Source organism: Micromonospora sp. CP22, assembly GCF_009712475.1.
GTDB lineage: Bacteria > Actinomycetota > Actinomycetes > Mycobacteriales > Micromonosporaceae > Micromonospora.
In genome coordinates this window covers 625,298-652,194 of sequence record NZ_VCJO01000001.1, presented here as the reverse complement: position 1 = coordinate 652,194, position 26,897 = coordinate 625,298, and the positions used below count along the sequence as shown (strand labels likewise).

Annotated in this window: 29 protein-coding genes and 2 tRNA genes; 13 read left to right on the top strand and 18 right to left on the bottom strand. The window is 71.5% G+C overall.

Features of this window, described 5'->3' with window-relative positions; translation table 11 throughout:
- Window positions 1–34 precede the first annotated feature (34 nt).
- The gene (locus FF096_RS02975; protein ID WP_309222550.1) at window positions 35–1,726 is read left to right on the top strand and encodes a tetratricopeptide repeat protein; all 1,692 of its coding nucleotides are present in this window, start codon (window positions 35–37) and stop codon (window positions 1,724–1,726) included.
- Here FF096_RS02975 and FF096_RS02970 read toward each other — a convergent pair.
- Window positions 1,712–3,295 carry an MDR family MFS transporter gene (locus tag FF096_RS02970; RefSeq protein WP_155214689.1) on the bottom strand — a complete coding sequence of 528 codons (1,584 nt, stop codon included), beginning with the start codon at window positions 3,293–3,295 and terminating at the stop codon, window positions 1,712–1,714. The genes FF096_RS02975 and FF096_RS02970 overlap by 15 nt on opposite strands.
- A 112-nt stretch (window positions 3,296–3,407) precedes the next feature.
- On the opposite strand from FF096_RS02970, the gene FF096_RS02965 reads away from it, so the two are divergent.
- Window positions 3,408–3,986 carry a helix-turn-helix domain-containing protein gene (locus FF096_RS02965; protein ID WP_309222549.1) on the top strand — a complete coding sequence of 193 codons (579 nt, stop codon included), beginning with the start codon at window positions 3,408–3,410 and terminating at the stop codon, window positions 3,984–3,986.
- Between the two features lie 16 nt (window positions 3,987–4,002).
- Here the strand turns inward: FF096_RS02965 and FF096_RS02960 are convergent, their stop codons facing one another.
- Both FF096_RS02960 and FF096_RS02955 read right to left on the bottom strand, forming a co-directional pair.
- On the bottom strand, window positions 4,003–4,506 hold the full coding sequence (locus FF096_RS02960) for a GNAT family N-acetyltransferase (RefSeq protein WP_155214688.1): 504 nt from the start codon (window positions 4,504–4,506) through the stop codon (window positions 4,003–4,005).
- A complete protein-coding gene (locus FF096_RS02955; protein WP_092378133.1) occupies window positions 4,503–4,718 on the bottom strand; it encodes a biotin/lipoyl-binding carrier protein in 216 nt (71 codons plus the stop codon). The genes FF096_RS02960 and FF096_RS02955 overlap by 4 nt, the downstream gene beginning before the upstream one ends.
- Window positions 4,719–4,923: 205 nt before the next feature.
- On the opposite strand from FF096_RS02955, the gene FF096_RS27435 reads away from it, so the two are divergent.
- Window positions 4,924–4,998 carry a 50S ribosomal protein bL37 gene (locus FF096_RS27435; RefSeq protein WP_370461611.1) on the top strand — a complete coding sequence of 25 codons (75 nt, stop codon included), beginning with the start codon at window positions 4,924–4,926 and terminating at the stop codon, window positions 4,996–4,998.
- An 80-nt stretch (window positions 4,999–5,078) separates the two neighbouring features.
- On the opposite strand, the gene rsrA is transcribed toward FF096_RS27435, so the two are convergent.
- Together rsrA and FF096_RS02945 are read right to left on the bottom strand one after the other, a co-directional pair.
- Window positions 5,079–5,366, bottom strand: a complete 288-nt coding sequence (rsrA, locus tag FF096_RS02950; protein WP_309222548.1) for a mycothiol system anti-sigma-R factor — start codon at window positions 5,364–5,366, stop codon at window positions 5,079–5,081.
- A 1-nt stretch (window position 5,367) separates the two neighbouring features.
- On the bottom strand, window positions 5,368–6,183 hold the full coding sequence (locus FF096_RS02945; protein ID WP_309222547.1) for a sigma-70 family RNA polymerase sigma factor: 816 nt from the start codon (window positions 6,181–6,183) through the stop codon (window positions 5,368–5,370).
- On the opposite strand from FF096_RS02945, the gene FF096_RS26235 reads away from it, so the two are divergent.
- Window positions 6,065–6,382, top strand: coding sequence for a hypothetical protein (locus tag FF096_RS26235; protein WP_196222421.1), 318 nt, complete (start codon window positions 6,065–6,067; stop codon window positions 6,380–6,382). The two genes, FF096_RS02945 and FF096_RS26235, sit on opposite strands and share 119 nt — an antisense overlap.
- Window positions 6,383–6,429: 47 nt before the next feature.
- Here the strand turns inward: FF096_RS26235 and FF096_RS02940 are convergent, their stop codons facing one another.
- From FF096_RS02940 to FF096_RS02930, 3 genes are all read right to left on the bottom strand, one after another.
- Entirely contained in the window at window positions 6,430–7,044 is a 615-nt protein-coding gene (locus tag FF096_RS02940) for an alpha/beta family hydrolase (RefSeq protein WP_309222546.1), read from the bottom strand.
- 40 nt (window positions 7,045–7,084) lie between these two features.
- The gene (locus tag FF096_RS02935) at window positions 7,085–7,477 is read right to left on the bottom strand and encodes a WhiB family transcriptional regulator (RefSeq protein WP_155214686.1); all 393 of its coding nucleotides are present in this window, start codon (window positions 7,475–7,477) and stop codon (window positions 7,085–7,087) included.
- Window positions 7,478–7,674: 197 nt separating this feature from the next.
- Window positions 7,675–8,385 carry an SOS response-associated peptidase gene (locus FF096_RS02930; protein ID WP_155214685.1) on the bottom strand — a complete coding sequence of 237 codons (711 nt, stop codon included), beginning with the start codon at window positions 8,383–8,385 and terminating at the stop codon, window positions 7,675–7,677.
- 104 nt (window positions 8,386–8,489) lie between these two features.
- On the opposite strand from FF096_RS02930, the gene aroA reads away from it, so the two are divergent.
- The 4 genes from aroA to FF096_RS02910 all read left to right on the top strand — a co-directional run bounded on the left by aroA (window position 8,490) and on the right by FF096_RS02910 (window position 12,793).
- Window positions 8,490–9,797 carry a 3-phosphoshikimate 1-carboxyvinyltransferase gene (gene aroA, locus FF096_RS02925; RefSeq protein WP_309222545.1) on the top strand — a complete coding sequence of 436 codons (1,308 nt, stop codon included), beginning with the start codon at window positions 8,490–8,492 and terminating at the stop codon, window positions 9,795–9,797.
- 165 nt (window positions 9,798–9,962) lie between these two features.
- On the top strand, window positions 9,963–10,889 hold the full coding sequence (gene rsgA / locus FF096_RS02920; protein WP_309222593.1) for a ribosome small subunit-dependent GTPase A: 927 nt from the start codon (window positions 9,963–9,965) through the stop codon (window positions 10,887–10,889).
- 76 nt (window positions 10,890–10,965) lie between these two features.
- Window positions 10,966–11,778 carry a histidinol-phosphatase gene (gene hisN, locus FF096_RS02915; RefSeq protein ID WP_155214684.1) on the top strand — a complete coding sequence of 271 codons (813 nt, stop codon included), beginning with the start codon at window positions 10,966–10,968 and terminating at the stop codon, window positions 11,776–11,778.
- 49 nt (window positions 11,779–11,827) lie between these two features.
- Window positions 11,828–12,793 (top strand): hypothetical protein, encoded by a 966-nt coding sequence (locus FF096_RS02910; protein WP_155214922.1) that lies wholly within the window; start codon window positions 11,828–11,830, stop codon window positions 12,791–12,793.
- Here FF096_RS02910 and FF096_RS02905 read toward each other — a convergent pair.
- Window positions 12,748–13,950, bottom strand: coding sequence for a glycosyltransferase (locus FF096_RS02905; protein ID WP_155214683.1), 1,203 nt, complete (start codon window positions 13,948–13,950; stop codon window positions 12,748–12,750). The genes FF096_RS02910 and FF096_RS02905 overlap by 46 nt on opposite strands.
- A gap of 137 nt (window positions 13,951–14,087) precedes the next feature.
- Here FF096_RS02905 and FF096_RS02900 point away from each other — a divergent pair, with 137 nt between their 5' ends.
- Together FF096_RS02900 and FF096_RS02895 are read left to right on the top strand one after the other, a co-directional pair.
- On the top strand, window positions 14,088–15,077 hold the full coding sequence (locus FF096_RS02900; protein ID WP_155214682.1) for an SDR family oxidoreductase: 990 nt from the start codon (window positions 14,088–14,090) through the stop codon (window positions 15,075–15,077).
- A gap of 78 nt (window positions 15,078–15,155) precedes the next feature.
- Entirely contained in the window at window positions 15,156–15,728 is a 573-nt protein-coding gene (locus tag FF096_RS02895) for a DUF5709 domain-containing protein (RefSeq protein ID WP_155214681.1), read from the top strand.
- 26 nt (window positions 15,729–15,754) lie between these two features.
- On the opposite strand, the gene FF096_RS02890 is transcribed toward FF096_RS02895, so the two are convergent.
- Entirely contained in the window at window positions 15,755–16,414 is a 660-nt protein-coding gene (locus FF096_RS02890; protein WP_155214680.1) for a response regulator transcription factor, read from the bottom strand.
- On the bottom strand, window positions 16,411–17,535 hold the full coding sequence (gene macS / locus FF096_RS02885) for a MacS family sensor histidine kinase (RefSeq protein WP_155214679.1): 1,125 nt from the start codon (window positions 17,533–17,535) through the stop codon (window positions 16,411–16,413). Before macS ends, FF096_RS02890 begins: the two co-directional genes overlap by 4 nt.
- A gap of 113 nt (window positions 17,536–17,648) precedes the next feature.
- Here macS and FF096_RS02880 point away from each other — a divergent pair, with 113 nt between their 5' ends.
- Entirely contained in the window at window positions 17,649–18,122 is a 474-nt protein-coding gene (locus FF096_RS02880; RefSeq protein WP_155214678.1) for an ATP-binding protein, read from the top strand.
- A 13-nt stretch (window positions 18,123–18,135) separates the two neighbouring features.
- On the opposite strand, the gene FF096_RS02875 is transcribed toward FF096_RS02880, so the two are convergent.
- From FF096_RS02875 to FF096_RS02860, 4 genes are all read right to left on the bottom strand, one after another.
- Window positions 18,136–18,966, bottom strand: coding sequence for a phosphoribosylaminoimidazolesuccinocarboxamide synthase (locus FF096_RS02875; protein ID WP_309222544.1), 831 nt, complete (start codon window positions 18,964–18,966; stop codon window positions 18,136–18,138).
- Window positions 18,967–19,042: 76 nt separating this feature from the next.
- Complete coding sequence (locus tag FF096_RS02870) at window positions 19,043–19,282, bottom strand: hypothetical protein (RefSeq protein WP_155214677.1); 240 nt, start codon at window positions 19,280–19,282, stop codon at window positions 19,043–19,045.
- Window positions 19,283–19,398: 116 nt separating this feature from the next.
- A tRNA-Met gene (locus tag FF096_RS02865) sits at window positions 19,399–19,472 on the bottom strand.
- A gap of 174 nt (window positions 19,473–19,646) precedes the next feature.
- Window positions 19,647–19,720: transfer RNA gene (locus FF096_RS02860), tRNA-Met, on the bottom strand.
- Window positions 19,721–20,172: 452 nt separating this feature from the next.
- Between FF096_RS02860 and FF096_RS02855 the strand changes: the two genes are divergently transcribed.
- On the top strand, window positions 20,173–20,610 hold the full coding sequence (locus tag FF096_RS02855) for a hypothetical protein (protein WP_155214676.1): 438 nt from the start codon (window positions 20,173–20,175) through the stop codon (window positions 20,608–20,610).
- Between the two features lie 82 nt (window positions 20,611–20,692).
- Here the strand turns inward: FF096_RS02855 and FF096_RS02850 are convergent, their stop codons facing one another.
- Together FF096_RS02850 and FF096_RS02845 are read right to left on the bottom strand one after the other, a co-directional pair.
- A complete protein-coding gene (locus tag FF096_RS02850; protein ID WP_155214675.1) occupies window positions 20,693–23,701 on the bottom strand; it encodes a UPF0182 family protein in 3,009 nt (1,002 codons plus the stop codon).
- Between the two features lie 101 nt (window positions 23,702–23,802).
- Window positions 23,803–24,816 carry a PDZ domain-containing protein gene (locus tag FF096_RS02845; protein WP_196222420.1) on the bottom strand — a complete coding sequence of 338 codons (1,014 nt, stop codon included), beginning with the start codon at window positions 24,814–24,816 and terminating at the stop codon, window positions 23,803–23,805.
- Window positions 24,817–24,931: 115 nt separating this feature from the next.
- On the opposite strand from FF096_RS02845, the gene FF096_RS02840 reads away from it, so the two are divergent.
- Window positions 24,932–26,230 carry a zinc-dependent metalloprotease gene (locus FF096_RS02840; protein ID WP_309222543.1) on the top strand — a complete coding sequence of 433 codons (1,299 nt, stop codon included), beginning with the start codon at window positions 24,932–24,934 and terminating at the stop codon, window positions 26,228–26,230.
- Between the two features lie 39 nt (window positions 26,231–26,269).
- On the opposite strand, the gene FF096_RS02835 is transcribed toward FF096_RS02840, so the two are convergent.
- Window positions 26,270–26,887 carry a hypothetical protein gene (locus tag FF096_RS02835; protein WP_155214674.1) on the bottom strand — a complete coding sequence of 206 codons (618 nt, stop codon included), beginning with the start codon at window positions 26,885–26,887 and terminating at the stop codon, window positions 26,270–26,272.
- Window positions 26,888–26,897: the final 10 nt, after the last annotated feature.

Here is a 26,897-nt window from a genome sequence, read left to right as displayed (position 1 = left end):
CCGCGCAGCCGGTACCGACGAGCGAGAGGACCACGTGGCCGAGGGAACGGACGACCGGGCGCTGCCGGCGACGGAGGAGTTGACCCTGGCCCGGCGGGCCCTTGATGCCGGCGAGCTGGCGCATGCCGCCGACCACGTCGCGGCGGCGTTGGCCCGGGCACCGACGCTGCCCGAGGTGCACGAGACCCTCGCCCGCCTGGCCGCCACCAGCGGCGACGGCGGCCTCGGCCTGTTTCCGCTGCAACACCACACGTTCGTCGGCGCGGTGGTCGCCCGCGCACATCTGCTCGCCGCGGCGGGGCGACCGGCCGAAGGGCTCGATCTGCTGGTCGCCGCCACCGCGCACGCACCCGGCGCGGACTGGGCCGCGGTGCCCTGGGTGACCTCGCCCGAGTTGGCCGAACGCCTCGGCCCCGAAGAGGCCGCCCGGGTGCTGATGCAGGTGTGCGCCGCCGTCGCGGACCCGGTCCCGCCACCGAACCGGGCGGCCCTGTCGCCGTACCTCACCCTCGCCCGCAACGCGATCACCGTGCACCCGGAGCACCCGCTGCTGCTGGGCACGGCGTCCGCGCTGGCCCGGCGGTTGGGCGAGGTCCCACTCGCGGTCCGCTGGGCCAGCCGGGGGGTACGCGCGGCACCGTCCAAGATGGGCGAGGTGTGGCTCGGGTACGCGCTGCGCAGCGCCGGCCGGACCCGGGAGGCGCTCGCGGCGCTGCGCCGCGCCGTCGGGCACGACCCGGACGACCTGGCGGTGTACGCCGACATCGCCGGCACCCTCGCCGACCACGGCAGGCTGGCGGAGGCGCTGGACTGGATCGAGCGTGCCCTGGCCCGCAATCCGTCCTTCGACTGCGCGGTGCACACCGCACACCGGTTGCGATTCCAGCGCGACGGTTCGGTGGACCACCTGGTGGCGCTGGCGGATTTCATCCGCGACCACCCGGACGACTCACACGAGCACGGCGACCTCGCCGAGTGCTGTCGCGGACGCCCCTGGCTGGGGCAGGTGACGCCACCGGCGTCGCCCACCGCCTCGGTCGACGGGCAGGCCGCCGAGTCGGCGTCCGGGCGTCCCACGCCGCCCCCACCGTCGGCGGAGGCCGCCCGCCGACTGCGCGAACTCGCCCACCCGGCCTGGCCACACCCGCCGGCGGCGTACGACGCGGCGGTCGGCCTGGCCACGCTCGACCTGGCCGACCTGCTCGGCCTGCTGGCCCATCCACCCGAGCCGCCACAGAACGCGCTGGGGCGGGTGCTCTCCGGCCAGGACCCGGCGTTGTGGCTGCGGTGCGTGCAGGTCTGGACCTGCCTCGGGCTGCTACACCACCGGACCGACGAGCCGTGGGCGGAGTCGACCCGGCGGCGGGTGCTCGTGGAGTTGGCGCAGCAGCCGGAGGCGGTGGCCGAGGCGGCCCTGTTCGCGCTGGTGACCGCCGCCTGGGTCGACCCGTCCGTCCGCTCCGACGTGGCCGCTCTGGTCACCGGACGGCTGGTGGCGGTGACCGACGCGACGCGGCAGCCGACGCCGCCGAACGCCACCTCCGTGGCGCACCTGGCGCTGGCCACGCCGGGCCTCGATCCGGAGGCCGTCGCGCTGGCGCGGAAGCTGGCCGGCGTGACCGCCAGCCAGCGCCGTGGCGCGCTGCGCGCCCTGCTACGCCGCCTCCTGCCGCCGTGGCGCAGCCGCCCACACGGTTCTGAGCCCGGGAAATCAGCCGGCCGGTGAGTGGGCCAGGTCGGTCCCGGTCTGCTCCTGGCCGCCGTCCGGCTCCCGCTCGTTGCTCGTGCGCAGCGGGATCTCCCGGATGAACCAGGCCAGCACCGGGACCACCACGGCGAAGAGCACCGCCCAGAGGAAGACGTGGGAGATCGCGTCGGCGAGCCCGCCGAGCACCACCTCCCGAGCCTGTGCCGGCAGGTCGCGGAGCTTCTCGATGTTCATCGCCGCCCCGGCCTCGCCGCCACCGCTGAACGCGCCACCGGCAGCTGAACCGGCCAACCGGTTGGCGAAGATCGCGCCGAACAGCGAGATGCCGAACGATCCGCCGATGGAGCGGAAGAAGGTGGCCGCGCCGCTGGCCGCCCCCAGGTCCTTCTGGTCGACGCTGTTCTGCGCGATCAGCATCGACGTCTGCATGAGGAAACCCATGCCGCTACCGAGCACGAGCATGTAGAGCGACGACTGGAACTTGCTGGTGTCCACGTCCAGCAGGCTCAGCAGGGCGAGCCCGACGGTCATCACCACGCCGCCGACGATCGGGAACATCCGGTACCGCCCGGTCCGGGTGATCGCCCGGCCGACGACCAGCGAGACCACCAACATGCCGAACATCAGCGGGAGCAGCAGCAGGCCGGAGTTGGTCGCCGAGGCGCCCTGCACGGTCTGTTGGTAGAGCGGCAGGAAGTTCATCGCCCCGAACATCGCGAAGCCGAGCAGGAACCCGATCACCGAGATGAGGGCGAAGTTCCGGTTGGCGAACAGCCGCAGCGGCAGGATCGGCTCGGGAACCCGGCGCTCGACGAACCCGAAGATCACCAGCGCCACGACGGCCAGCAGCGCGAGGCCGAGGATCTGCGGGGAGGCCCAGGCGTACTCGTTGCCACCCCAGGTGGTGATCAGCACGATCCCGGTGATGCCGACCGACAACAACGCGGCGCCGAGCCAGTCGATCCGGTGCTCGGTGCGGTACTTGGGCAGGTGCATGGTGGCGATCAGCAGCACCAGCGCCACACCGCCCAGGGGCAGGTTGACGTAGAACGCCCAGCGCCAGGAGAGGTGGTCGGTGATGAAGCCGCCGACCAGCGGGCCGGCGACCATCGCGATCGCCATGATCCCGGCGATCATGCCCTGGTAGCGGCCACGCTCGCGGGGCGGCACGAGGTCGCCGATGATCGCCATGACGCCGACCATCAGGCCACCGGCGCCCAGACCCTGGACAGCCCGGAAGGCGATCAACTGGACCATGCCGTCGTCCGGGCCGCCGAGGAACCCGGACCCGGCCATGCCGCAGAGCGCGGAACCGACCAGGAAGGTCACCACGGCGGTGAGGAAGACCGCCTTACGGCCGTAGAGGTCACCGAGCTTGCCCCAGATGGGGGTGGAGACGGTGGTCCCCAGCACGTACGCGGTCACCACCCAGGTGAAGTGGTTAAGCCCACCGAACTCGCCGACGATGCGCGGCAGCGCGGTGCTGACGATCATGTTGTCGAGCATCGCGAGCATCATCGCGATCATCAGGCCGAAAAGGACGACCCGGACATTGGGTCGTACGGGCGCCTGACTCTGCTGTGCCATCAGTAAGCTCCCCCCGAGATGCGGCACACTTACTTGCCGTCCGGCTAGTCACCTTACTAGCCGGACGGTAAGTTGGACAGCGAACGACGGTCAACCGGATTGGCGGGTAGGCGTGAGTCAGAGCACAGGCGGCACGCGGGAGCGGATCAAGGCCGTGGCGCTGGAGCTCTTCACCGAGCAGGGCTACGAGGCGACCTCACTGCGTGAGGTGGCAGAGCGACTCGGGGTGACCAAGGCGGCGCTCTACTACCACTTCAAGAGCAAGGACGAGATCGTCACCAGCGTGGTGGAGGACCGGCTGGAGCGGATGGACGCGCTGATCGCGTGGGCGGAAGGCCAGCCGGCGACGCGGGCCACCCGCCGGGCCATCGTCGAGCGGTACGCCGATGCCATGTTCGGTGGCGAGCAGCCCTCGGTGATGCGGTTCTTCGAGCAGAACCAGACCGCGTTGAAGAGCCTCTCCGCCGGTCGGGAACTGCGCGACCGGATGTTCCGGCTGGCCAGCGCGCTCTGCCAGGGCGACGACTCCCCCGGTGCGCAGCTGCGTGCGGTGCTCGCCCTGTTCGCGGTGCACAGCAGCTGGTTCGCCGTACGCACCCCGGACATCACCGACGCCGAGCGCAAACGGGTGGCCCTGGAGGTCGCCGACGAACTGCTGGCGGCGATCGCCGAGCCGACCACCCGGCAGTAGGCGCAGCTCCGGCTGGCTAACGCAGCGGCAGGTAAAGGGCGAGCAGGTCGACCCCGGGAGCGGGGCTCCAGTCCCGCTCCCGCTGGCGGACGAAGCCACGCCTGCGGTAAAGCCGGTGGGCCGGTTCGGCGAACCCGTCGCGTACGCAGATGGTCACCCCGGTGCAGCCCAGCTCGATCGCCCGTGCGACGCACGCCTCCACCAGCGCGGCACCGGCGCCCCGGCCCTGCGCGGCCGGGTCCACCGCCAGCATCCGGAACTCCGCCTCCCCCGGGCGGGACATCTCGGCGAACCGGGTACCCGGCAGCACGAAGGTGACCGACCCGAGCAGCCGACCGCTCTCCCGGTCGACGGCCACCAGCACGTCACCGTGCTCGGCCCGGGCCGAGACGTTCCCCAGCGCGTCGGCGTAGGCGGGCTCGTGCTTGAGCTGACCGTCGGCCTCGTACGCCGCGACGGTCAACTGGGCGACCCCGGCGAAGTCGGCCGGCTCGGCCCGCCGGATCAGTACCTCGGTCAACCGATCACCGCGATCAGGTCGCCGTCCTGCACCACATCGCCCTCGTTCACCGCGAGCTGCTGCACGACGCCCTCGGACTCGGCGATCACCGGGATCTCCATCTTCATCGACTCCAGGATCACCAGCGTGTCCCCCTCGGACACGGTGTCCCCGGCCGACGCGACGACCTTCCAGACGTTCGCCACCATCTCGGCGCGGATCTCCTCGGCCATCTCCTGCGGCCCCTTCCTCGCGGCTGCTCCTGCGACGTATCCAATCATGAGCAGGCGTCCGACGGGCGTGGAGCGGCCCCGGCAGCGATCCGTCGGTACCACCGGCACTAGCATCAACGGGTCGGATCCCGACGCCGGCGAGGGCGACGGCACCCCCGGTGGGCGGGGTCGCGCGTAGTCGGTCCGGCCATCACAAGGAGGTCACATGGCGAAGAAGGCCCGGAAGAAGAAGGCCCGGAAGAAGAGCGCCGCCAACCACGGCAAGCGCCCCAACTCCTGATTCGGGCGGCGGCTACCCGCCGATCGGACGACGGACGTCGGTGCCCGGGTCCTCCGACCCGGGCACCGGTCTCGTCTCGGTCAGTCCGCCAGTTCGCGCGACTCGCTGCCCTCGAACACGACGATCTCGCTCAGCCGTACCCGTAGCCGCTCGCGCAGCTCGTCCGGCGCGGACTCGTTGCCGCAGCAGCGCGCCACGAGCGCCCTGACCTCCTGCTCGATGCCGTACTCGCGTAGGCAGGGGCCGCACTCGTCGAGGTGGTGCCGGATCAACTCCCGCCGTTCCTGCGCGCACTCCAGGTCGAGGTAAAGGTAGACCTCGGCGAGCACCTCATGGCAGTCCGTCTTGTGCGGGTCTCCACAGCTCACGTCACACCTCCCCGCCGGTGGCGGCGGTCGAGCTCCGGGCCGGCTGGGCCGCGGAGAAACCCCGCTCCGCGGCGTACCCCTCAAGCAGCTTGCGCAGATTACGACGCCCGCGGTGCAAACGCGACATCACCGTGCCGATCGGCGTGCCCATGATGTCGGCGACCTCCTTGTAGGAGAAACCCTCGACATCGGTCAGGTAGACGGCCAGCCGGAACTCCTCCGGCAACTGCTGGAGGGCTTCCTTGACGTCGCTGTCCGGCAGGCGGTCGAGCGCCTCGGTCTCGGCGGAACGCAGCCCGCTGGAGGTGTGCGACTCGGCCTCGGCCAACTGCCAGTCGGTGATCTCGTCGGTGGGTGCCTGCACCGGTTGGCGCTGCCGCTTCCGGTACGAGTTGATGTAGGTGTTGGTCAGGATCCGGTAGAGCCAGGCCTTCAGGTTCGTGCCCTGCTCGAACTGGTGGAAGGCGGCGTACGCCTTCAGGTAGGTCTCCTGGACCAGGTCCTCGGCGTCCGCCGGGTTACGTGTCATCCGCAGGCCGGCCGCGTACAGCTGATCGACGAATGGCATTGCGTCCCGTTCGAACCGGGCCCTGCGCTCGTCCGTCTTCTCCGTGGTCAACCGCACATCCCCTCGGGTCGGCTGCTTCCCCGCCGAGGATACGCGCACCGACCTTCTGGACGATTCGGTTCGGCCGGGTGTGCCCGTCGCCACCTCGGCCGACGGCACCGCCGCCGGCCACTTCGGGCCGGCCAGCAACTTCCTGAGTTGCCGTGCCTCCCGCTCGTTGTGTTCCCGGTTCCGGATCTCGGTCGGCACCGGTCACCCCCTCGCACAGTGGTTGTCCGAGGTGTTCAACACCCGCTACGGGGGCGGACATTCCGGCTCCGGCCAGGCGTTCCTGGTCCCCGCCCCGGCGGTGCGTCCCGTGGCTGGGACCAGGAAGGGCCTGGGAGCCCGGTGTCGTCGCCCGGACGGGCACTGGGACACCATCGAATGCAACGACCCGGCGCGGTAGGCGGAAACGGCAGCGGCGCCGGGATGGGCCGGTGGTGGCCCGTGCCGTCAGGGTGTCGCCCAGCCGTGCCCGCGCAGCCAGTCCACCGCCAGGGCGGCCGTACCGGCCGGGTCGCCCCGCAGGTCGTGTCGCTCCCCCGGCCGGACCAGCACCCGCACCTGAGCGCTCTGCTCCGGCACACCGAACGGATCTCGGTCCCCGTTCAGCACCAGCGTCGGCAAGCCGGTCAGCAGCTCACCGGCCCGACTCCGGTCCGGCCGACCGGGCGGATGCAGCGGGAAGGCCAGGGCCAGCACCCCGGCGGCGCCCACCGTGGTCGCCGTCCGGCAGGCCACCCGCGCGCCGCTGGAGCGGCCACCCACCACCACCGGTACGCCCGGATGCCGCTGCCGCAGCACCGCCAACACCGCGCACCATGCCTCGTCGAGGTGTCCTGCCGGGGCGGGCGCGCGGCGACCGGCGACCCGGTACGGCTGGGTCACCCGGACCACCACCGTCCCAGCGGCCACCGCCGTGTCGCGTAGGGCGACCAGATCCGGTGCGTCGACCCCACCACCGGCCCCGTGCCCGAGCGCCAGCAGGGCTCGGGGCGGGCCGGACGGTTGATCGGTGTCGACCCGGGCGGGACCGCGTGGCGTGTCGATGATGTCGTCGTGTGGCACCGACCCATTGAACCCGTCGAACCGGGTGGTGCCGGGCCGGTCAGCTCAACGGCACCAGGGTGAGCAGCCGGTCACGCACCGGTGGCCCCGGTTCACCGGCGGCATCGGGGTCGGGTTGCACCTCGCTGCGCCAGGCCACCAGCATCGCCCGTCGCTCGCGCGGGGTGGTGCCACCCCATACGCCATGGCAGTCGCCGACCTCCAATGCCCAGGCCAGGCAGGAGCCCTGCACGTCACAGCTGCGGCACAGGGCCACCGCCACGTCGGCCGGCTCGTTCGGCGCCGGAAAGAACGTTTCCGGGTCGACGCTCTGACAAGTGCCTCTGGTGCGCCAGGCTTCGTCCTGTCGCCGCTCACGCAACGCCCGCAACAGTCGCGGATCACGTCGCGCTGCGGCCACCTCGTGCGGACGGGGCATACGCGCCCGTGTCATCCACCCACCTCCCCCGTGGGACCAGCAAGATCGATGGATATCGTTCACCCAACGTGAACGACACCCACCACCGGCGCTGTGTTCTATCGCACTTGCGCGCACGGGGACAAGACTCTGCCGGGAACTTGGCAGAACGTTGGGGTCACCTTTCATCCGCAATCACAGCAAATCACTCCCGACAATGCGCCGGAGAGTGTTCAGAACAGAGTCGACGCCGACGGCCCGGCGGGAGGGGTCAGTGGCACCCGGGCGGTCAACTCCGGGCCGTCGTTGCGTACGTCACCGACGGCCTTCCCGACCGGCCGCACCTCCAACCGGGCCAACCAGTCCATCGGCGGCGGCACCAGCAGCCGCTGCGGGTCGTCGGTCTCGTCCAGCCAACTCGCCCAGCGCTCGGGCGGCAGCAGCAACGGCATCCGGTCATGCACCTCGGCCAGTTCGCCGAGAGCCGGGGTGGTCAACACGCTGAACGTCAGCAGCGGGTCGTCCGGGCCGCCCCAGAGCGACCAGATGCCGGCGAAGGCGAGCACCGAGCCGTCCTGCGGGGTCATGTAGTACGGCTGCTTCGCGCCACCGGTCAACCGCACCCACTCGTACCACCCGTCGGCCGGCACCAGGCACCGTCGGCGGGCGAAGGACGGTGCGTAGGCCCGGCTGGTGGCGACCGTCTCGACCCGGGCGTTGATCATGCGGGCCGCGCCCGAGGGCGACCGGGACCACGGCGGCACCAGACCCCAGCGGCCCCGCGAGAGCGCCCGGTGCCCGTCGGCACTGACCCGGACCAGCGGCACCGGATCGGTCGGCGCCACGTTGTGATCCGGGACCAACCCGTCGCCGGTCTCGTCGACGGCCTCGAACAGGCTGCTCAGGTCACCGGCGCTCCGACTCGTGGCGTACCTCCCGCACATGCCGCTCACGCTAGCGCGCCCCGCCGCCCGACCGCCGTCCCGTTCCCCGGGAGCGGTCGGTGACCGTAGCAGCCGGCGGCGTCACCGCACGGCAGAATGGAGGTGTGGGTAATGTGACCGCGACCCGGCCGCCGCAGCCGTGGACCGCACCGACGGCCAGCGACCCGGTGTCCGCGTCGTTGCGCCTACCCGGTTCCAAGTCGATGACCAACCGCGCCCTGGTGCTCAGCGCGCTCGCCGCCGGGCCCTCGACACTGTCCCGGCCACTGCGCGCCCGGGACACCGAGCTGATGGCCGCCGCGCTGCGCGCGATGGGGGCGCACGTCTCGATCGCCGACGACGACCGCTGGCTGGTCCGGCCGCACCGGTTGTTCGGCCCGGCCCAGGTCGACGTGGGGCAGGCCGGCACGATCATGCGCTTCGTTCCCCCGGTGGCGGGGCTGGCCAACGGGCAGGTCACCCTCGACGGTGACCCGTCCGCCCGCAGCCGCCCGCTCGGCCCGCTGATCGAGGCGCTGCGCTCCCTCGGCGTACGCGTCGACACCCCCGCCTCCGGCGACAGCCTGCCGCTGGCGGTCATGGGCACCGGCCGGGTGGCCGGCGGCGAGGTCGTCATCGACGCCTCGGCCTCCAGCCAACTGGTCTCCGGCCTGTTGCTCGCCGCCCCCCGGTTCGACCGAGGGCTGGTGGTCCGGCACGTCGGCCCGCCGGTGCCCTCCGCGCCGCACCTGCGGATGACCGTGCAGATGCTGCGCGCCGCCGGTGCCGCGGTCGACGACAGCACCCCCGATGTCTGGTCGGTCGAGCCGGGGCCGCTGACCGGGCGCGGCTGGGAGATCGAGCCGGATCTCTCCGGCGCGGTGCCGTTCTTCGCCGCTGCACTGGTCACCGGCGGCGAGGTGACCCTGCGTGGCTGGCCGGCGGGGGGCAGCGCCCAGCCGGTGGAGCGACTGCGCTCGCTGTTGCAGCAGATGGGGGCGACGGTCACCCTCACCACCGAGGGGTTGACGGTGCGCGGCACCGGTCAGGTGAAGGGCCTGCACGCCGACCTGTCCGACGTCAGCGAGCTGACCCCGGCACTGACCGCGCTGGCCATGCTCGCCGACTCGCCGTCGGTGTTCACCGGGATCAGCCACATCCGGGGCCACGAGACCAACCGGCTGGCCGCCCTGGTCCAGGAGTTCAGCGGCCTCGGTGCGGACATCACCGAGTTGGCCGACGGCCTTCAGATCCGGCCCCGCCCGTTGCACGGTGGCCAGTTCCGCACCTACCACGACCACCGGATGGCGCACGCGGCGGCGGTGGCCGGGCTGGTGGTGCCGGGCATCGAGTTGAACGACGTGTCGTGCACCTCGAAGACCATGCCCGAGTTCCCGGCACTATGGTCGGCACTGGTGACCGGTAAGAGCTGAGCGGAAGAAGGGGCGGACCTGGCGATCAGGCGGCGCGAGTACGACGAGGACGACGTCCGGGTCCGACCCGGTAAATCCTCCCGTCCGCGTACCCGGACCAGACCACGGCACGCCGACGCCAAGGACGGTTTCGTCATCGCGGTGGACCGCGGGCGGTACACCTGCGTGCTGCCCGGAGCCGAGCCGGACGACCCCACCGTCACCGCGATGCGCGCCCGCGAACTGGGCCGCAAGTCGGTGGTGGTCGGTGACCGGGTGGGGCTGGTCGGCGACACCTCTGGGGCGTCCGGGGCGCTGGCCCGCATCGTCCGGATCGAGCCACGCCGGTCGGTGCTGCGGCGTACCGCCGAGGACGACGCCTCCACCGCCGAAGGGCGGCTGGAGCGGGTGGTGGTCGCCAACGCCGACCAACTGGTGATCGTCAGCGCGCTGGCCGACCCGCCGCCGCGTACCGGGTTCATCGACCGCTGCCTGGTCGCCGCGTACGACGCGGGCATCGAGCCGCTGCTCTGCCTGACCAAGGCCGATCTGGCCGGGCCCGAGGCGGTGCTCGACTACTACACCGAGTTGGAACTGCCGTACCTGCTCATCCGGCCGGACTCCCCGCTGGACGCGCTCCGCAGCCTGCTCACCGGCCGGATCTCGGTGCTGGTCGGGCATTCCGGGGTAGGCAAGTCGACACTCGTCAACCGCCTGGTGCCGGAGGCCGAACGGGCCGTCGGCACGGTCAGCGCGATCGGCCGGGGGCGACACACCTCGACCAGCGCGGTGGCGTTGCGGCTGCCCGCGCCACCCGACGCCCGGCAGGACCCGGGCTGGATCGTGGACACCCCCGGGGTACGCAGCTTCGGGCTGGCCCACGTCTCGGCCGAGAGCCTGCTGCACGGCTTCCCGGACCTGGTCGAGGCGACCGCCGACTGCCCGGCGAACTGCCCGCACACCGCCGACGAGGCCGACTGTGCCCTCGACGCCTGGGTGGCGGCGGGACGGGCCGACCCTCGCCGGCTGGCCTCGTACCGTCGACTGCTGGCCTCCCGTGCCGGGGAGCCCGACCCACGGACCGAGCCCGACCCGCGCGGACGTCCGGAGTGACCCGCCACGGTCCGGCGATCCGGACGGCACCGGACCCCGGCGCGGTCGCGGTCCCGCCGCCGCTACCGTTTCCGGCATGACCGGGTACTCCGCTGACCTGACCCTCGCCCACCGGCTCGCCGACGCCGCCGACGCGCTGTCGACGGCCCGGTTCCGCGCCCTGGACCTGCGGGTCGAGTCGAAGCCCGACCTGACTCCGGTCTCCGACGCCGACACCGCCGTGGAACGCGAGATCCGTGCCCTGCTCGCCGAGCACCGACCCGACGACGGGTTGCTCGGCGAGGAGTACGGCGCGACCCCCGCCGCCGGCACCCGCCAGTGGGTGGTGGACCCGATCGACGGCACCAAGAACTTCGTCCGGGGCGTGCCGATCTGGGCCACCCTGATCGCCCTGCTGGAGGACGGCCGGCCGGTCGCCGGGCTGGTCTCCGCGCCGGCTCTGGGCCGCCGCTGGTGGGCGGCGCGGGGCACCGGGGCGTACGCGGGCCCGGACGCCTCCCGAGGCACGCCGATCCGGGTGTCCGGGGTGACCCGGTTGGCCGACGCCAGCTTCTGCTACTCCTCGCTGGAGGGCTGGGAGAAGGCCGGCCGGCTCGACGCGGTGCTGCAACTGATGCGGGACACCTGGCGTAGCCGGGCCTACGGCGACTTCTACGGTTACATGCTGTTGGCCGAGGGCGCGCTGGACATCATGGTCGAACCTGAGTTGTCACTCTGGGACGTGGCCGCGCTGGTACCCATCGTGACCGAGGCGGGGGGCACGATCACGGACATGTCCGGTCGTCCGGCCCCGGCCGGCGGCGACAACAGCACCCTGGCCAGCAACGGTGCGCTACATTCGGTCCTCCTCGATCGGCTCGGCAGCCCGCCGCGCATTGACGCCCGGTAACCTCTATCCTCGCCAGGTGGCTACCTCGGGTTGGTGTTTCCTGGCTGCGATGATCGTCGCGTACGGCGTCGCCAACCTGTTACAGTCGGTGGCCGCCGCCCGCACCACGGTGCATCACACCTTCGATCCCGGCCTGCTGCTGCGCCTGGCCGGGCACCGCACCTATCTGGTCGGGCTGGCCTGCCAGGTCGCCGGGTTCGTGTTGGCCTTCCTGTCCCGGCGGGACCTACCGCTGTTCCTGGTGCAGGCGAGCGTGGCCGCCGGGCTGGGCGTCACCGCGCTGCTCGGCGTGATCCTGCTCAAATGGCGGCTGCCGGTGGCCGAGGTCGCGCTGCTGGTGCTGCTCTTCGCCGGGATCACCGCGCTGGTGCTCGCCGCCCGGCCCGCGCCGTCGAAGGCCCTCGGCACCGGTGGCATGGTCGCGCTGCTGGTGGCCCTGGCGGTGATCGCGGTGCTGGGTTTCTTCGCGGTCCGGCTGCACGGCGCGCCCGGTTCGGTGGCACTCGGCTCCCTGGCCGGGCTGGCCTTCTCCGCCGCCGCGGTGGCGGCCCGACCGCTGGCCTCCGCGTCGAGTTGGGACGCGTTTCTCGGCAATCCGCTGCTCTACCTGCTCATCGCCCACTCCGTGGTGGGCCAGCTGCTGCTCGGGCTGGCGATGCAGCGCGGCTCCACCACGGCTGCGGTGGCCGCCATGGACGCCGCCGGTGCGGTGCCCGCCGCCATCGTCGGTCTGCTGTTGCTCGACGACAAGATCTGGCCGGGCCGGGAGTGGCTCGCGGGGGTCGGTTTCCTGGTCACCCTCGCGGCGGTCGTCGGGCTCACCCGGTACGCCGAGCCGCAGCACCAGCACGCGGTCGCCCGGGAGACCAGCCGGGCGGTGGTCGGTGTCCCGTCGCCGCTCGTGCCGCAACCCGCCGCCTCGGGTTACGAGATCGCGGGGGCGACCAACGGCGTGGGCGATCCGCTGCCTCAGGCCGCCTCGACCGGCTTGCGCCGTCCCACCACCCGCTCGTAGAGCCGCTCCAGCGCACTGGCCGTACGCTCCCAGGTGTAGCTGCACCGCACCCGGTCGACCGCCGCGTGCCCGTACGCGAACCGGCCGGCGTTGTCGGTGAGCAGCCGGCGCAGCGTCACCCCGAGGGTGCGGACGTCGCCCGGCGGCACCAGCTTGCCGGTCACCTCGTCGACCACCGCGTCGGCGATGCCACCCATGGCGTAGCCCACCACCGGGACACCACAGGCCATCGCCTCCAGCGACACCCGCCCCGCCGAGGAGTAGTGCGGCGTGCAGGCCACCACGTCGGCCGAGCGGTACCAGGTGGGCATCTGCTCGTGCGGCACCGCACCGACCAACTGCACCTGCTCGCCGACCCCGACGCGGTCGGCCAGCTCACGCAGCCGACGCGCCTCGGCGTGGTTGGCCAGCTGCTCCGCCGGTGGTCCACCGGCGATCACCAGCTCCGCGTCACCGACCAGGCGCATCGCGCGGATCAGGTCCTCCTGGCCGTGACCGCGTCCGAGCCCGCCCACGGAGAGGATCCGGGGACGTTGCTCTCGTGGGGCGGCCTCGCCGTCGGGGTGGAACCGCTCGGTGTCGACACCGGTCGGCACCATCGCGACCGAGGTGCGTTGCAGGCCCATCCGGGTCAACTCGTCGACCTCGTCGTTGCACTGGGCGACGGCGATGTCCACCGCCCGGGTCAGCGCCCGCTCCAGCGGGATGCGGGTGCCCGGCCCGTCGTAGCTGGCACCGAGGTGGCGCAGCTGTTCCATGCCGATCGAGTGGAACGTCTGCACCATTGGGATGTCGGTCTCCCGCACGGCGTGCGCGGCGGCCAGGCCCCCGATCCAGTAGTGGCCGTGCACCACCTCGGGGGTCCAGTCGCCGGACCACCGGTCGGCCAGCCACTGACCGAACTCGGCCACGTAGGGCACCAGCTCAGCCGTGGGAATCGGTGCCACCGGGCCCACCGGCGCGCGTTCCACCCGGTAGCCGTCCACCATGTCGGTCTCGGTGACCTCGGGATCGTCCCGACGGGTGTAGACGCGTACGTCGTGACCTCGCCCGGCCAGTTCGGCCGCGACCCGTGCGATGTGCTGGTAGGTGCCGACGACGGTTCCGTCGCCGGACGGCGGCGCAGCGGCGTGGGCGCAGACAAGGCCGACGCGCATGGGTCACCTCCATGCGGTTGTGGGCGGTGGTCTTCGGTCAGAGCGTCCCATTAACCGGCCTCCGACGAGCCGAAACCTCGCAGATCCGAGGGCCCGCCCGGCGGCATGACCCGGACATGACGGGGTACGGGTGCGCAATGCCCCTCGTCCGTACCCTCGCCGACGCCACCGTCGTCATCACCGGCGCCTCCAGCGGCATCGGTGCCGCCACCGCGTACGCCCTGGCCCGGCAGGGCAGCACCGTGGTGCTGGCCGCGCGCACCGAGCCGGCCCTGCGCGAGGTGGCCGGACGCTGCCGTGAGCTGGGCGGTCGCACCCTGGTGGTGCCCACGGACGTCACCGACGCGGACGCGGTACGACGCCTCGCGGCGACCGCGATGGCGGAGTTCGGCCGGATCGACGCGTGGATCAACAACGCCTCGGTCGGCACCATCGGGTTGTTCGACGAGATCCCGGCGGCGGAGTTCCGTCGGGTGCTGGAGGTCAACCTGCTCGGCACCGCGAACGGGATCCGGGCCGCGCTGCCGCACCTGAGCGCGGGCGGTGGTGGGGTCGTGGTCAACAACGCCTCGGTCCTGGCCGAGGTGGCGATGCCGTACCAGTCCCCGTACAACGCGGCCAAGCACGGCGTGCGGGGGCTGGCCGACACCATCCGCCAGGAGTTGCGGGCCACCGGCCGAGGATCGATCTCGATCTGCACCGTGCTCCCGGCCACCATCGACACCCCGTTCTTCCGGCACGCCGCCAATCGCAGCGGTCGGCAGGTCCTTCCGCCGCCACCGGTCTACCCGCCGGAGGTGGTCGCCGAGACGATCGTCCGGTTGCTACGGCGGCCCCGACGCGAGGCGTACGCCGGTGGCGCGGCCCGCCTGATCGGCATGCAGTGGCGGCTCGCTCCGGCGCTGGTCGAGCGGGTTCTCGGGTGGTACGGCCGATACACCCAGTTCGGCGCTCCGGCGCCCGACAGCACCGGTAACCTCTTCCGCCCCGACGCCGGGGCGACGGTCGAGGGCGGCTGGCCCGGCCGTCGTCGCCAGCTGGTGCGGATCTCCGCCGCGTTCGGGCTGGCCGCCGCCGGTACCGCCGTCGGCACGGCCGCCGCGCTGGCCCGCCGGATGAACCGTTGAGCGAGGGCCGTCGGCGTCCGGGCCGTTATCCACCCGTGGGACCGGTTACGGCGGGAGGGCAGCGGGTAGAGGTCAGTCATGCGCGACGACGAGTACCCGACCCCTGTGTCCGATCCCGAGGCCGACGGCCTGCCCGACACCGCCGACGACGACTCGACGGCCGGGGACGACGTGCTCACCGGACGGGAGGCCGACGGCCCGGCACCGGCCCAGCTGCCCGGTGACCGATCTCCGGTCGCGGTCGACGAGTTCGGCACCACCGCCGAGGAGCAGCTCGACGGCGAGTCGTTGGACTACAAGCTGAGCCGGGAGCAGTTCGAGCTGCCGGTCGACGATCCGCTGGCCGGTCCGGTGGATCCGGACATCGCGGCCGAGGCGGACAGCCGGGAACAGGCGGCGCAGGCACAGCTCGACGCCGACGTGATCGACCCCGGTCCGACCTCCGACCCGAAGTCCCCGGTGTCCCTCTACGACCACGACCAGTTGGGCACCACCGCCGACGCCACCGTGGGACGGCTGGTCGAGCCGGACGAGGGGGCGCACACCGACCAGGAGACCGACTCGATCGCGTACGACGCGGGTGCCGCCGGTGGTGGAGCCAGCGCCGAGGAGTTGGCGGTGCACGAGACCCGGCCGCCGCACTCGGTCTGATCGGCGGGTCCCTGTCGTACCGCCGCTCAGCCGTCCAGGCCGCGCTCGATCGCGTACCGGGTCAGCTCGACCCGGTTGTGCAGGTGCAGCTTGCCGAGCGTGTTCTGCACGTGGTTCTGCACCGTGCGGTGCGACAGCCCGAGCCGCTCGGCGATCTGCTTGTACGACATCCCCTTGGCCACCAGCCGCAGCACCTCGGTCTCCCGTTCGGTGAGCCGGGGTGCGGCGGCTGCGGCACCGCCCGGCGCGTCGTTGGTGGCGGCCAGCCGGCGGTACTCGCCGAGGACCAGCCCGGCCAGGCCGGGCGTGAAGACGGGGTCGCCCGCCGCGGTACGCCGCACCGCCTCCAGAAACTCCGCCAACCCGGCGGACTTGAGCAGATAGCCGGTGGCCCCGGCCTTCACCGCGTCGAGCACGCCCTGCTGCTCGCCACTGGCGGAGAGCATGAGCACCCGCACGCCGGGGTGCGCGGCCCGCAGCCCCTGGATCACCTCCACGCCGGAGATGTCGGGCAGTTGCAGGTCGAGCACCACCACGTCGGGCCGGGCCGCGGCCACCACCCGGACCGCCTGGCGACCCTCCCCGCAACTGGCCACCACCTCGTGGCCGGCCTCGGCGAGGTCGCGGGCCACCCCTTCCCGCCACATCGGGTGGTCGTCGACGACCATCACGCGTACGCCGTTCATGATTCCCTCCTCGGCACGGTGAGTTCCACCTCGGTGCCGGCACCCGGCGTCGAGCTGATCCGGGCGGTGCCGCCCAGGTCGGTCAGCCGCCCCCGGATGGCCTGGGCCACCCCCAACCGTCCCTGGGCCACGGCCTCGCGCAGTCGGTCGGCCGGAAAGCCCGGCCCCTCGTCCCGGATCGACACGGTGACCGCCGACTCCTCGTCCTCGATGAGCACCCAGGCCCGACCGCCGCCGTGCCGGGCCACGTTGTCCAACGCCGCCCCGACGGCCGCCGCCAGCTCGCGGGCCACCGCCGAGGGCAGCAGCACCGGATCGGCCGGTGCGGACAGCGACACAGCGGCCGAGGCGTGCCGGCCGAGCAGGGTACGCAGGTCCACCGGCGCGTCGGCGGGACCGGCTGCGAACGGTTCGGCGCCGGAGATCAGCGACCGCAGCGCCACCTCCTGCTCGCCGGCCAACCGGGCCAGCTCACCGGCCTCGCCGTCGAGGTGGGCGCCGCGCCGCTGCACCAGGGCGAGCACCTGGAGCACCGAGTCGTGGATGTCGCGGGCCAGCCGTTCCCGTTCCCGGGTGGCCGCCTCCAACTCGCTGGCCCGCTGCAACCGCTCCCCGGCGGTCACGGTGAGTCGGGCGACGTGGCCGACCACCACGCCGGCGAGCAGCATCAGGATCGCTCCGTTGAACGCGGTCGGGGTGACCATGCCCCGGGTCGCGAGGTCGGTCGCGCCGAGCACCAGTGCGGCGGCCGCACCACGCCGCCGCCCGCCGCAGACCGCCCAGGCCAGCACCGGTCCGCTCAGCCAGGCCACCGGAAGGGTCGGCAGGCCCGCGTCGAGGGCTTCCCGACCCATCACCAACGGGGTGGCCAGCAGGATCGCCACCACCACCGCCAGGTCGGCCAGGAGCAGCGGCCAGCCGCGCCGGGCCGGCACCGCGTACCCGATCGCGGTGACGGCGGTCCAGACCGCCATGAGCAGCACCAGGAACCCGGCGGCGAGGGGGTGGGCGTACCGGTCCGCGTCGCGGACCAACACCACACAGACGTACGCCAGGGCGGCCACCCGGAAGACCGCCACGGCCCGCCAGAGCGGGACGTCGAAACCACCGGCAGCGGGCATCCGGTCACGATGCCATAGGCCGTTGGAACGGCTACGGCCGATGCGCCTACACCAATACTGACGTACGGTGGTAAAAGCCGCGAAAACTCTGCGATCTCTGTCGGGACGGGGCCATGACGAACGCCGGATCACCCACACCGCGTACGGTGGTCCCCATCGAACACGCCCTCCTGATCGCCGACGCCTTCGACCAGGCACAGGTGACCGAGCTTCGACACTCGGTCGCCTCCTGCGCGCGCACTGCGGGCCTGCGCGACCAGCGGCTGGACGACTTCGTGCTGGCCGTCAACGAGCTGATCACCAACGCGGTCCGACACGGCGGCGGTCAGGGCCGGCTGCGGCTGTGGAAAGAGTCCGGCCTGGTGCTGTGCGAGGTCGCCGACCACGGTCCGGGCATCAGCACACAGAATCTCGACAACCGCAGCCGCCCCGCGCCCGAGACGGCCGGTGGTTGGGGGCTCTGGCTGGCCCGTGAGTTGACCGACGCGATGGACGTCGAGACCGGGCCGGCCGGGACCACGGTACGCATCACCACCGCGATCACTCCCGCCGAGCAGCACGTCGGTCGCCACCGCAGCAGCGAGTGACCGCCCGCCAGCCCTACCAGCGGGTGCCGGTCAGCGTCTCGTAGACGTCCACGTAACGGGCCCGGGTGGCCTCGACCACGTCGGCGGGCACCTCCGGTGCCGGTTCCTGCCTGTCCCAGCCGCTGTTCGCCGCCCAGTCCCGCACGTACTGCTTGTCGTACGAGAACTGGGCACGCCCCGGCTGGTAGGACTCCGCCGGCCAGAACCGGGACGAGTCCGGGGTGAGCAACTCGTCGGCGAGCACCAGGGTGCCGTCCGGCGCCCACCCAAGCTCGATCTTGGTGTCGGCGACCAGGATGCCCCGTTCCGCCGCCAGCTCGGCTCCCCGGCAGTACACCTCGATGGTGAGCCGGCGAAGTCGTTCGGCGGTCTGGGCGCCGACCTTGTCGACCACCTCGGCGAAGGTCATCGGCTCGTCGTGCTGGCCGACCGGCGCCTTGGTGGACGGGGTGAAGATCGGCTCGGGCAGGATGGACGCCTCGGACAGCCCGCGCGGCAGTTCGACACCGGAGACCTTCCCGGTGCGCTCGTACTCCTTCAAGCCACCGCCGGTGAGGAACCCCCGGGCGACGCACTCGATCGGAACCATCTCCAACCGGCGGCACCTGATCGCCCGGCCGGCGAACTCCGGCGGCACGTCGGTGGCCGAGATGACGTGGTTGGGGACCAGATCGGCCAGCTGCTCGAACCACCACAGCGACAACGCGGTGAGCAGCTTGCCCTTGTCCGGAATCGGGGTCGGCAGCACCGTGTCGTAGACGGAGATGCGGTCGGAGGCGACCAGTATCAGGTCATCGCCCTCGGCGTAGACGTCCCTCACCTTGCCCGAGTGCAGAAGTTCCACGCGGACAAGTAGACCACGCGCCGCCCGCGCCGCCGCTCGCGGTCCGTACCCCGGGCCGGGGGCGCAGACCCGCCGATCAACGCCGACGACGGGTCAACCGGATCACCAGCAGGACGATCACCGCCACCACCACCAGGCAGCAGAGCAGACTCACGAAGCCGAAGAATCCGCCACCGCGCCCGCGCCGCCGGGCCGCCTCCACCACCAGTTCCCCGGTCCCGGTCGAGGCCCACGCCGCGACCGGAACGAAAACCGCCAACACCACCGTGCTCAGGAGCGTGCCGAGCCGCCCCCACCACCTATCGAAGGAAGACATGCGCTCATCCTCGCCGAGGCGCGCAACATGCACGGCACGAATGACGCCCGCATCGGGATGACCGACAACGCAACGAGAAGAGGCCCCGGATTCGTCCGGGGCCTCTTCTACTGCAGTAGCGGGGACAGGATTTGAACCTGCGACCTCTGGGTTATGAGCCCAGCGAGCTACCGAGCTGCTCCACCCCGCGTCGGTACGATCACTCTACCCCATCGCGTGACGTCCTCGCCCGCCCACCCCGATGCCCGCCGCCCCACCTTCGGCACCCTGTCGTTCACCGGGCGGCACTGGTCGGGGCGGCGGGAACGGAACGTCCGGGATACGAAAGAGACCCAGGCGATCGCCTGGGTCTCTTTCGTCACAGTAGCGGGGACAGGATTTGAACCTGCGACCTCTGGGTTATGAGCCCAGCGAGCTACCGAGCTGCTCCACCCCGCGTCGGTAGATCCACCGTAGCGCACCACCCCCGGTGACCGCAAAACGGCCCGCGACACGGCTCCCGCCGCGCCGGCCCGCCTTCCGGCCGCGACGTCGAAAACGACCCGGGCGGACACCACGGCCACGACCACCGATGCGCGAATCACAACCGGACGGCCACCATCGACCTTGACACACATCGATCAGATAACTACGTTGAATCGAAAGCCAGAGGTGGGCGAAATTGTTTCGCCCACAAGCGGGGGAAGCTTTCTGGCTAGCTTTCTGCGCTGCATGATGCCCGGTCCGCACTCATCGAACACATCGGTCGAGCAGACCCTATCAAGTTACGACGGCGCCTCATTTCAGCAGGTCATGCCCAGCGAGGGACGTGTACGGCCGCTCGCTCCCTTCCTATCGGGCACCCCGGCGAACACGCAGCAACGCCGTCGAAAACGGGGAAGGAAAACACGTTGAAGGCAGCGTTCAACAATTACCGATCACCGCTGAGGTTCATCGCGGCTCTCCTGACCGCATTGGCGATCACATTTTCCGGCAGCCCGGCAACCGCCGGACCCGCAGCCGGCCCCGACCGGATTCCGCCACTGATCGCGCAGCGGGCGAAGCTGGTGGAGAGCAGCGCAGCCGCCGGGTCCATCGGGACGCTCGGCTGCCAGTCCACGTCCGCGATGTTCCAGATCGATTTCGCCAACGGTTGGTCCCAGGGCATCACCTGCTCCGGGACCCACGACATCTACCAACAGGCAGTTCGGTTCAAGGCCGGCGGATGGTCCGGCATCGTCTACTACGGCACCAGTTCCACGTGGGCCTTCTGCGACTGGGAGAACTGGGATTTCCCCTACTACGCCCGCTACGTGGTGCTGTACCCCACCAAGGCTTCCTGGTGCTGACCTGAGGGTGACACGACACAAATGAACGGTGGGTCCCCGGTTCGTGACGAACCGAGGACCCACCGTTTCACGTCACCGGCCGTCAGCCGCCGGGGGACTCGGTCGCCCCGCCGCTCGGGGTGGCACCGGGGTTGGCCGCTGTCTGTGCCTGCTGGAAGGCGGTGAGCGCCTCGTCCAGCGCGGCCAACGCGCGACCGTACCGCTCGAAGTCGCCGGACGCCTGCGCCGCACGTACCTCGGTGATCGCGGCCCGGACCCGGTCGGCGGCGGCACCGAGCTCACCGGTCGCCGGCGGTGCGTCACCCGGGGTCGGGGTGGCCGACGGTGAGGCCGGCGGTTCCCCGCCCTGCTCCGGCGGCTCCTCGCCCTGCGTCGGGGGCGGCGGCGGATTACCGGCCGCCGCCTGCTTGCCCTGCTCGACGAGCTGCTTGATGCCGTCGGCCACGCTGTCGGCCAGCACGACGTAGGAACCGCCGTCGCCGTACGACATCAGCACCTTCTGCAGCAGCGGGTACGCGTCCTGCTGGTTGCTCTTGACGTAGACCGGCTCGACGTACAGCATCCCGTTGCCGAAGGGCAGCGAGAGCAGGTTGCCGTACTGCACCTGGGCCTGGTTCGAGGAGAGCAGGTTCAACTGCTGCCGGATGTTGGCGTTGGTGTTGGTCATCCGCTGGTGCACCTGCACCGGCCCGGAGACCGCCGTCTGGTCCGGCAACTCCAACACCTGCAACGTCGGCTTGCCGTCCTGGTACGACCCGGAGATCAGGGCGGCCAGGTTCTGCCGACCGTTCGGGGTGACCGCGCTGGTCAGCTGGAAACGCGGCGCGTCCTGCCCCGGGAACTGCGTGTAGAGGTAGTACGGCGGCTGCTTCTGCCCGCTGTCCGGCGCGTCCGGCACGTTCGGCACCTGCCAGAAGTCCTGGCCGGAGTAGAAGTCGCCGGGGTTGGTGACATGGAACCGGGTCAGCAGGTTGCGCTGCACCTTGAACAGGTCGGCCGGGTACCGGAAGTGGTCGACCAGCGCCTGGGGGATCTCGGCTCGCGGCTTGATCAGGTCACCGCCGAACGCCTTGTTCCACGCCTTGAGCACCGGGTCGTTCTCGTCGAACTCGTACAGGACGACAGTGCCGTCGTACGCGTCGACGGTCGCCTTCACCGAGTTGCGGATGTAGTTGACGTTCTCCCGGGCCAGCTGGATGGTGCCCCGGCCGGTCAGCTCGTCGGTGGTCTCCTGCTGGAGGTTGACCCGCTCCGCGTACGGGTAGGTCGCGGCGGTGGTGTAACCGTCGACGATCCACTGCACCCGCCCGTCGACCAGGGCGGGGTACGGGTCACCGTCCAGGGTGAGGAACGGCGCGACCTTCTCCACCCGGTCCCGGGGGTTACGTACGTAGAGCAGCTTGGAGTTCTCGTTAACCGCCTCGGAGAGCAGGAAGTTGGCCTCCTGCTCCTTGATCGCGTAGAGCAGGCGGCGGGTGAACGAGCCGATCTCGACGCCACCGGAACCGGTGTAGGTGTAGTACGACTCCGACCCCTCGCCGCCCTCGCCGGCCGGGCGGTCGAACTCGGCCGGGTTGGCGTTCTCGTTCGGCTTGCCGACGATCGCGTAGTCGCCGTCCGACATCCGCTCGCCGTAGTAGATCCGGGGCTGGCTCGCCGGGATCAGGTCGGTGGGCGAGGCGCACGACTCCTGCGAACGCTCGCCGAGCGAACCGGAGACGAAGAACGGCTGGCCACCGCAGACGACCCGGTTGGCGGGCGCGGCCACCACGCCGTAGCCGTGGGTGTAGACGGTGTGCCGGTTGATCCAGTTGCTCTGCTGCGCGGTCAGCTCGCCGTAGTTGATTTCACGTACGCCGACCACGTAGTCCTGGGTCGCGCCGTCGAGCGTGTACCTGTCGATGTCGAGCTTCGGCCCGAAGTCGTAGAAGCCACGGACCTGCTGAAGCTGGGTGTAGGTCTCGCTGACCAACTGCGGGTCGAGCAACCGGATGTTCGGCACCACCGAGGTGTCGGTGGCCAGGCTCTCCGGCGGGTTCAGGTTGTTGGCCGGGTACGCCGAACTCTCGGCGATGTCCAACCCGAACGACGCGCGGGTGGCCTCGATGCTGCGCTGGATGTAGGGCGCTTCCTTGTCCCGGGCGCTGGGCTTGACCTCGAAGGTCTGCACCGCCCACGGGTAGATGCCGCCGATCGCCACCGCGGAGACACCGAGCAGGGCCAGCGAGATGCCCGGCCAGACCAGGTTGCGCATCCAGGCGTTGGAGAACACGATGATCGCGATCGCCACCACCACGGAGATGTACGCGAGGATCTCCTTGGCCGGCAGCAGTGCGTTGATGTCGGCGTAGCCGGCGCCGTACACCCCCACGCCGTCGTTGTACTCCAGCAGCATCGCCCGCCGGTCCAGCACGTACGCGACGGCCTTCAACAGGACGAAGACCGCCACCAGCGAACTCAGATGGGCGCGGGCCGCGTTGCTCATCCGGTCACCGACGCCTTGCAGGCGTACCCCGCCGAAGAGGTAGTGCACGGCCAGCGCACCGATCAACGCCAGGACCACCGCGGTGAACGCGAGCCCCAGCAGGAACCGCCAGAACGGCAGCTGGAAGACGTAGAAGCCGACGTCGACGCCGAACTCCGGATCGTCGACGCCGAAGTCACCACCGTGCAGGAAGAGCAGCCACTGGTTCCAACGGCTCTGCGCGGACAGGCCCGCGAACAGACCCACGACGGCGGCGGCCACCGCGATCCACAGACCCAGCCGGGGGCCGAGCAGCATCCGGTACCGCTCCAGGGTGGCCTGTTCCGGCGAGTGCGGTCGCATCCGGGGGCGCAGCCGTTGCGCGAGCCAGAGGTTCCCGCCGACGATCGCCGCCATGGCCAGGCCCGCCGCCAGGAAGAGCAGCAACCGGGTGACCAGCACACCCCGGAAGACCTCGGTGTAGTCGACCTCGGAGAACCAGAGCCAGTCCGTCCAGGCCTGCACTCCCCAGCCCAACAGGGTGAACAGTACGAACACCCCGATCAGGACCCCGATCGTGACGCGTCCGCGTCGGCTCATCCTCGGCAGGGGGCTGCTGCTACGCATGACCACTGTTGGCTCCGCACGCTCGTTATGATCGGCTCCGACCAGGCACCCAGAGTACGGGGTGTTCCTGAAAGCGTGAGCGCAAGGTCATGCCGCGCGGCTCAGCAGTACGCGGGCTCGCCCCCGGAACGGAGCTTCTCCAGCGCGTCCAGCGCCTCGTCGAGCGATCCCACCTTCACCAACGGTAGGTCCGGCTGCCGGTTACGGACCGCCTCGGCGCAGTTGGCCGCCGGCACCAGGAACACGGTGGCACCGGCCTGCTTCGCGCCGACCAGCTTCTGTGGGATCCCGCCGATCGGGCCGACCTGACCGGCGTCGTCGATGGTGCCGGTGCCGGCGATGATCCGGCCGCCGGTCAGATCGTCCGGGGTCAGTTTGTCGATGATGCCCAGGGCGAACATGAGACCCGCGCTGGGGCCACCGATGTCCTTCAGGTCGATGGAGAGGGTGAACGGATGCGGCTGCTGCTGCTCGATCTCGATCCCGATCCGGGGGCGGCCGTCCTGCTCCTGGCTGGTGATGGTGTCGGTCCGCGCGGTGCCGTCGCGGGTGTACCCGATCCGCAGCGCCGTGCCCGCCGGCTTGGACCGGATGAGTTCGGTCAGCCGGGAGGCGAGCGGGACCGGTTCACCGTCGACCGACGTCACCACGTCACCGGGGCGCAGCACCGAGGCCGCCGGCCCGTCGTCGGCCACCGTCCTGACCACCACCTGCACCTCGTACCCGAGTTTGCGCAGTGCCGCGGTCTCCGCGCTGGTCTGCGAGACCTGGAAGTCCTCGGCGTTGCGCTGCTCCACCTCCTCCTGGCTCTCCCCCGGCGGGTAGACCAGCTCACGCGGCACCACCGCCTGCTCGTCGGAGAGCCAGCCCTGGATGGCGGAGCGGAGCTTGACGCCGGGCTGCACGCCCACCGTCGTCAACCGCAGTTGACCCTCGGAGGTCGAGGTCTCCCGGCCGGTGACCTGGATGACCTCCTTGCCGTCCTCCCGGCCCAGGGTGTCGACGGTCGGGCCGGGACCGAGCACCACGTACGGGACGGGCGCGCCGAGCACCCCGATGCTGAGCAGTGCGGTGAGCAGAGCACCGAGCAGAACGGTCATGCCGCGACGTCTCATGCGGCAGAGCGTACCGATCCCGGCCACGGCTCCCGGTCGGCACGACGCACGACTTCGCCCTCAGCGCAACCACGGTGGCGGCGACCTCGGGCGTCACGCGCGTACCGTAGACGTCGTGCCTGATATTCCGTTCGGTTTCGCGCTACCGGGTGGGCAGCCGCCCGACCCCAACGACCCCGCGCAGATGCAGCAGTTCATGTCGCAGTTGCAGCACCTGCTCTCCGCGTCGGGCAGCGGGCCGGTCAACTGGGACCTGGCCCGTCAGGTGGCGGCCAGTCAGCTCGCCGGTGCGGGCGACCCGGCGGTCTCGCCCCACGAGCGTCACGCGGTCGAGGAGGCCCTGCGCATCGCCGACCTCTGGCTGGAGCCAGCCTCCGCGCTGCCCTCGGGCATCCGCGCCACGGTGTCCTGGAACCGCAACGAGTGGATCTTCAAGACGCTGGACGTCTGGCGCAAACTGTGTGATCCGGTGGCCAGCCGGATGGTCGGCGCGATGGGCGACCTGGTCCCACCGGAGGCCCGAGCCCAGCTCGGCCCGATGCAGTCGATGGTGGCCACCCTCGGTGGCGCGCTCTTCGGTGGCCAACTCGGCCAGGCACTCGGGTCACTCGCCGCGGAGGTGCTCTCGGCCGGCGACATCGGCCTGCCGCTCGGACCGGCCGGCACGGCCGCACTCATCCCGGCCAACATCAAGGCGTACGGCGAGGGCCTGGAGCTGCCCGAGGACGAGGTCCGCCTCTACGTGGCCCTCCGCGAGGCGGCGCACCAGCGACTCTTCGAGCACGTTCCGTGGCTGCGCGGGCACGTCCTCAACGCCGTCGAGACGTACGCCGCAGGCATCCGGGTGAACCGGGAGGCGATCGAGGAGGCGATGGGCCGGGTCGACCCGACCGACCCGGAGTCGATGCAGGCGATCGCTCTGGAGGGCATCTTCACTCCGGAGGACAGCCCGACGCAGAAGGCGTCGCTGGCCCGCCTGGAAACCGCCCTCGCCCTGGTGGAGGGTTGGGTCTGCCACGTGGTCGACGGCGCGGCGGCCGGGCGGCTGCCGAACGTCGTGGCGCTGGGCGAGGCGTTCCGTCGCCGCCGGGCGGCCGGCGGACCGGCCGAGCAGACCTTCGCGGCCCTGGTCGGGCTGGAGTTGCGGCCCCGTCGGCTGCGCGAGGCCGCGGCGCTCTGGGCGGCGCTCACCGAGCACCGGGGAATCGCCGGGCGGGACGCGCTGTGGGGCCACCCCGACCTGCTTCCCTCCGACGACGATTTCGCCGACCCGGTGGCCTTCGCCATGGCGGACACGGATCTGATGGCCGAGTTGGAGAGCTTCGACTTCTCCGCGCCGGGCGGCCCCGAGGAGAAGGCCCCGGGCGAGCGGGACCGCCGCGACGACACCGAGGACGGCGAGGACCGTCCCTGACCACCGGCTGGTCGCCGTCACGCTGCCGGCGTGACGGCGTCAGCCGCTGCGATCGGCGCCGGACAGCAGCGACCGGGTGTGCTCCCACCCGTCCAGCGCCGGATCGAGCCGGGCCAGGTCAGCCGGGCCGCGCAGCCGGTGCCAGGAGGGCGTCACCGCCAGGTCGCCGGGGCGAGGAGCCGCTGCCCGGATGGCCGCGGGCACGGTGGCGTCCATGTCCAGCGGCGGCAGCCAGGACGGTACGGGCAGCCGGGCCGCCATCCCGAGCAGTCCGGGCAGACCACCCTCGGCCGGGGCGACCGCCACCGGCCGGCTGGACAGCGGACGCAGCAGCTTGCCCACGGTGAGTCCGGGCAGGTCGGGCGCGTCGCCCGCGACGACCGCCACCTGTTCGTAGCGGTCGGTCGTGGTCAGGGCGGCGAACACGGCGTTCGGGGTCGGCTCGGGCACCTCGTACACGGCCGTCTGGGGCCAGATCACCGCATCGGCCAGCCAGCGGTCCGCCCGGGTGACCGCCACCGCCGTATCCACCTCGTTGAGCATGGCGAGCAGGTCCACCACGTCCTCGGCGAGCGCGGTGCGCCAGTCTGTCGGGTCGACGCCGGGCGGTGCCCAGGCGACCGGTGCGAGCAGCGCCACCACCACACGTCGGGCCATCCACCGACCC